The 4,887-nt window shown below is 65.8% G+C and carries 3 protein-coding genes; all 3 read left to right on the top strand.

The annotated features are described in order from the left end of the window. Positions 1 to 50 precede the first annotated feature (50 nt). The 3 genes from meaB (at position 51) to accC (ending at position 4,813) form a co-directional block, all read left to right on the top strand. Positions 51 to 1,049, top strand: a complete 999-nt coding sequence (meaB, locus tag C662_RS19315; RefSeq protein ID WP_037985178.1) for a methylmalonyl Co-A mutase-associated GTPase MeaB — start codon at positions 51 to 53, stop codon at positions 1,047 to 1,049. A gap of 105 nt (positions 1,050 to 1,154) precedes the next feature. Continuing rightward, entirely contained in the window at positions 1,155 to 2,687 is a 1,533-nt protein-coding gene (locus C662_RS19310) for an acyl-CoA carboxylase subunit beta (protein WP_002934186.1), read from the top strand. 137 nt (positions 2,688 to 2,824) lie between these two features. After that, a complete protein-coding gene (accC, locus tag C662_RS19305; protein ID WP_002934185.1) occupies positions 2,825 to 4,813 on the top strand; it encodes an acetyl-CoA carboxylase biotin carboxylase subunit in 1,989 nt (662 codons plus the stop codon). The last annotated feature ends 74 nt before the right edge of the window (positions 4,814 to 4,887 follow it).

The raw sequence follows: 4,887 nt of genomic DNA, 5'->3' as shown, positions 1-4,887 counted from the left end.
CCACACCCCGCCACACCCGCACCGCAAAGGCCACGACCACCCCACCGACCATGCTTTCGCCCACGTCCCACCCCCTCGATCCCACGGACCAAGCCCTCGTCGACGGCGTTCTGGCGGGGCAGCTGCGGCCGCTCGCCAAGACCATCACGCTCATCGAATCCCAGCGTGAGGACCACAAGGAGCGGGCCCGCCACGTGCTCGAGGCCCTGCTGCCGAGCACCGGCGGGGCGATGCGGGTGGGCATTTCGGGCGTGCCGGGCGTGGGCAAATCCACCTTCATCGAAGCGCTCGGCCTCTACCTCATCGAGCAGGGGCTGCGCGTCGCCGTGCTGGCGGTCGACCCCTCGTCCTCGGTCACCGGCGGCTCCATCCTCGGCGACAAGACGCGCATGGAACTGCTCAGCCAGAACACCGCCGCCTTCATCCGCCCCAGCCCCTCGGCCTGCAGCCTGGGCGGCGTGGCCGAGAAAACGCGCGAAACCATGCTGGTCTGCGAAGCCGCCGGCTTCGACGTCATCATTGTCGAGACCGTCGGCGTCGGCCAGTCCGAAACCGCCGTCGCCGGCATGACCGACATCTTCTGCCTGCTGCAGCTGCCCAACGCGGGCGACGACCTGCAGGCGATCAAGAAAGGCATCATGGAGATCGCCGACCTGATCGTCATCAACAAGGCCGACATCGACCCCGCCGCCGCCATGCGCGCCAAGTCGCAGATCAAGACCGCGCTGCACATGCTGCGTCCGGCCAGCCCCAACTGGACGGTCCCGGTGCTCACCCTGTCGGCGCTGCGCAAGGAAGGCGTGGCCGAGTTCTGGACCACGGTGATGGACTACCGCAAGGCGCTCACCGCCACCGGCGAGCTCGACGCCAAGCGCCGCCACCAGGCCCTGGCCTGGATGTGGGAAATGATCGACTCCGGGCTGCGCAGCCGTTTCCGCAGCCACCCCCGGGTCAAGGAAGAACTGCCGGCGCTGGCGCGCGCGGTGGAAGAGGGCGGTACCACCCCCTCGCTCGCCGCGCTGCGCCTGCTCGGCCATCTGCAAAGCTGAAACCGCAAGTCTGCCGTTACACGTATTCAGTCCCAAGCCTGACACACACCCACCGGCTTTCCCGGCCGGCACGACGCAACACAGAGATCTGACAGGAGGTCATCAATGCAAGAAATCATTCGCCAGCTGGAGGAAAAGCGCGAGAAGGCCCGCCTCGGCGGTGGCCAGAAGCGCATCGACGCCCAGCACGCCAAGGGCAAGCTGACCGCCCGCGAACGCATCCTGCTGCTGCTCGACGACGACAGCTTCGAAGAGTGGGACATGTTCAAGGAGCACCGCTGCGCCGAATTCGGCATGAACGCCGACCACATCCCGGGCGACGGCGTCGTCACCGGCTACGGCACCGTCAACGGCCGCCTCGTGTTCGTGTTCTCGCAGGACTTCACCGTCTTCGGCGGCTCGCTGTCCGAAACCCACGCCGAAAAGATCTGCAAGGTCATGGACCACGCCATGAAGGTCGGCGCCCCGGTCATCGGCCTCAACGACTCGGGCGGCGCCCGCATCCAGGAAGGCGTCGACTCGCTCGGCGGCTACGCCGACGTGTTCCAGCGCAACGTGCTCGCCTCCGGCGTCGTGCCGCAGATCTCGCTCATCATGGGCCCCTGCGCAGGCGGTGCGGTGTACTCGCCGTCGATGACCGACTTCATCTTCATGGTCAAGGACTCGTCCTACATGTTCGTGACCGGTCCCGAAGTCGTGAAGACCGTGACCCACGAAGAAGTCACCGCCGAAGAGCTCGGTGGCGCCGTCACCCACACCAGCAAGTCCGGCGTGGCCGACCTCGCCTTCGAGAACGACGTCGAAGCGCTCATGATGACCCGCCGCCTGGTCGGCTACATCCCCGGCAGCAACCGCGACAAGCCGCCGGTCGTGCCCTCGGTCGACCCCGCCGACCGCCTCGACTACTCGCTCGACACCCTCGTGCCGAGCAACGCCAACCAGCCGTATGACATGAAGGAACTGATCGTCAAGATGGTCGACGACGGCGACTTCTTCGAGCTCCAGCCCGACTACGCCAAGAACATCATCATCGGCTTCGCGCGCATGGAAGGCGCCCCGGTCGGCATCGTCGCCAACCAGCCGCTGGTGCTCGCCGGCTGCCTCGACATCAAGAGCTCGATCAAGGCTGCGCGCTTCGTCCGCTTCTGCGACGCCTTCAACATCCCGGTCGTCACCCTGGTCGACGTCCCCGGCTTCATGCCCGGCACCGCGCAGGAATACGGTGGCATCATCAAGCACGGCGCCAAGCTGCTCTACGCCTACGCCGAATGCACCGTGCCCAAGGTCACCCTCATCACCCGCAAGGCCTACGGCGGCGCCTACGACGTCATGTCGTCCAAGCACCTGCGCGGCGACGTCAACTTCGCCTGGCCCAGCGCCGAAATCGCCGTCATGGGCCCCAAGGGCGCGGTCGAGATCATCTTCCGCGAAGAAAAGAACGACCCCGAAAAGATCGCCGAGCGCGAAGCCATGTACAAGCAGCGCTTCGCCAACCCCTTCGTGGCCGGCGCGCGCGGCTTCATCGACGACGTGATCATGCCGCACGAAACCCGCAAGCGCATCTGCCGCTCGCTGTCGATGCTCAAGGACAAGCAGCTCGAGAACCCGTGGCGCAAGCACGGCAACATCCCGCTCTGATCCGCGCACGAGGAATATCTACATGTTTAAAAAGATCCTGATCGCAAACCGCGGTGACCAGCCGCGAAGCGGCGCAGCGACGAAGTCACATCGCCTTGCGTGCGAAGCACGTTGCGATTTCACCGCGGAGACCACGCATGTTTAAAAAGATCCTGATCGCAAACCGCGGTGAAATCGCCTGCCGCGTCATCAAGACCGCCCGCAAGATGGGCATCGCCACCGTCGCCGTGCACTCCGAGGCCGACAAGGACGCGCTCTTTGTCGAAATGGCCGACGAAGCCGTCTGCATCGGCCCGGCGCCGTCCAAAGAGTCCTATCTCGTCATCGACAAGATCATCGCCGCCTGCAAGCAGACCGGCGCCGAGGCCGTCCACCCGGGCTACGGCTTCCTGTCCGAGAACGCCGAGTTCTCGCGCCGCCTGGAAGAAGAAGGCATCAAGTTCATCGGCCCGAAGCACTACTCGGTCGCCAAGATGGGCGACAAGATCGAGTCCAAGAAGCTCGCCATCGAAGCCGGCGTCAATACCATCCCCGGCTACAACGACGCCATTGCCGGCCCCGACGAAGCCGTCGAGATCGCCAGGAAGATCGGCTACCCGGTCATGATCAAGGCCTCCGCCGGCGGTGGCGGCAAGGGCCTGCGCGTCGCCTTCAACGACAAGGAAGCGCACGAAGGCTTCGCCTCCTGCGTCAACGAAGCCCGCAACGCCTTCGGCGACGACCGCGTCTTCATCGAAAAGTACGTCCTCGAGCCCCGCCACATCGAAATCCAGGTGCTCGGCGACTCGCATGGCAACTACGTCTACCTCAACGAGCGCGACTGCTCCATCCAGCGCCGCCACCAGAAGGTCATCGAAGAAGCCCCCAGCCCCTTCGTCGACCCCGAGATGCGCCGTGCCATGGGTGAGCAGGCCGTCGCCCTGGCGCGCGCGGTGAACTACGAATCGGCCGGCACGGTCGAGTTCGTCGTCTCCGGTGCCACCAAGGAGTTCTACTTCCTCGAGATGAACACCCGCCTGCAGGTCGAGCACCCGGTCACCGAACTCATCACCGGGCTGGACCTCGTCGAGCAGATGATCCGCGTCGCCTACGGCGAAAGGCTCCCGCTCGCCCAGGCCGACGTCGGCATCAACGGCTGGTCGATGGAATGCCGCATCAACGCCGAAGACCCCTTCCGCGGCTTCCTGCCCTCCACCGGCCGCCTGGTCAAGTTCCAGGCCCCGGCCGAAGGCAACGGCGTGCGCGTCGACACCGGCGTGTACGAAGGCGGCGAAATCTCCATGTACTACGACTCGATGATCGCCAAGCTCATCGTGCACGGCAAGGACCGCCAGGACGCCATCGAGCGCATGCGCGACGCCCTCAACGCCTTCGTCATCCGCGGCATCAGCTCCAACATCCCCTTCCAGGCCGCGCTGCTGCAGCACCCGCGCTTCTGCTCGGGCAACTTCAACACCGGCTTCATCGCCGAGGAGTACCCGCAGGGCTTCGACGCCTCCATGGTCCCGCACGACGACCCCGCGCTGCTCGCCGCCGTCGCCACCTTCGCCCGCAGCCGCTACATCGAGCGCGCCGTGCAGATCGAAGGCCAGCTCGCCGGCCACGGCCGCAAGGTCGCGTCCAACTGGGTCGTCGTCATGGCCGGCAAGCAGTACCCGGTGCAGACGCAGCCCATCGAAGGTGGCCTCGCCGTCACCCACGAAGGCCGCACCTACAACATCGTCTCCGACTGGAAGTTCGGCGACCTGCTGCTCACCGGCACCGTCAACGGCGCCCCGATCTGCCTGCAGATCGAACGCCGCGGCCTGCGCTACCGCATCGCCCACTTCGGCCTGCAGGTCGAGCCCATGGTCATGACCGTGCGCGCCGCCCACCTGCTGTCGCTGATGCCCGAGAAGCTGCCGCCCGACCTCTCCAAGTTCCTGCTCTCGCCCATGCCCGGCCTGCTGCGCGAAGTTGCCGTGGCCGAAGGCCAGGAGGTCAAGGCCGGCGAAAAGCTCGCCATCATCGAAGCCATGAAGATGGAAAACGTGCTCAAGGCCGAGCAGGACGGCAAGGTCAAGAAGATCGTCGCCAAGCCCGGCGCCAGCCTCTCGGTCGACGAAGTCATCATCGAATTCGAGTGAGCACCGCCACACAACCGTTTTGATCGATGGGGAGGGAGACCCGGGCCACGCGCCCGGGTGCCTGTCGGCGAGGG

Source organism: Thauera sp. 28 (assembly GCF_000310145.2).
Taxonomy (GTDB): Bacteria; Pseudomonadota; Gammaproteobacteria; order Burkholderiales; family Rhodocyclaceae; genus Thauera; species Thauera mechernichensis.
The sequence above is the reverse complement of the archived record's forward strand: the minus strand, read 5'-3'. Positions and strand labels throughout refer to the sequence as shown.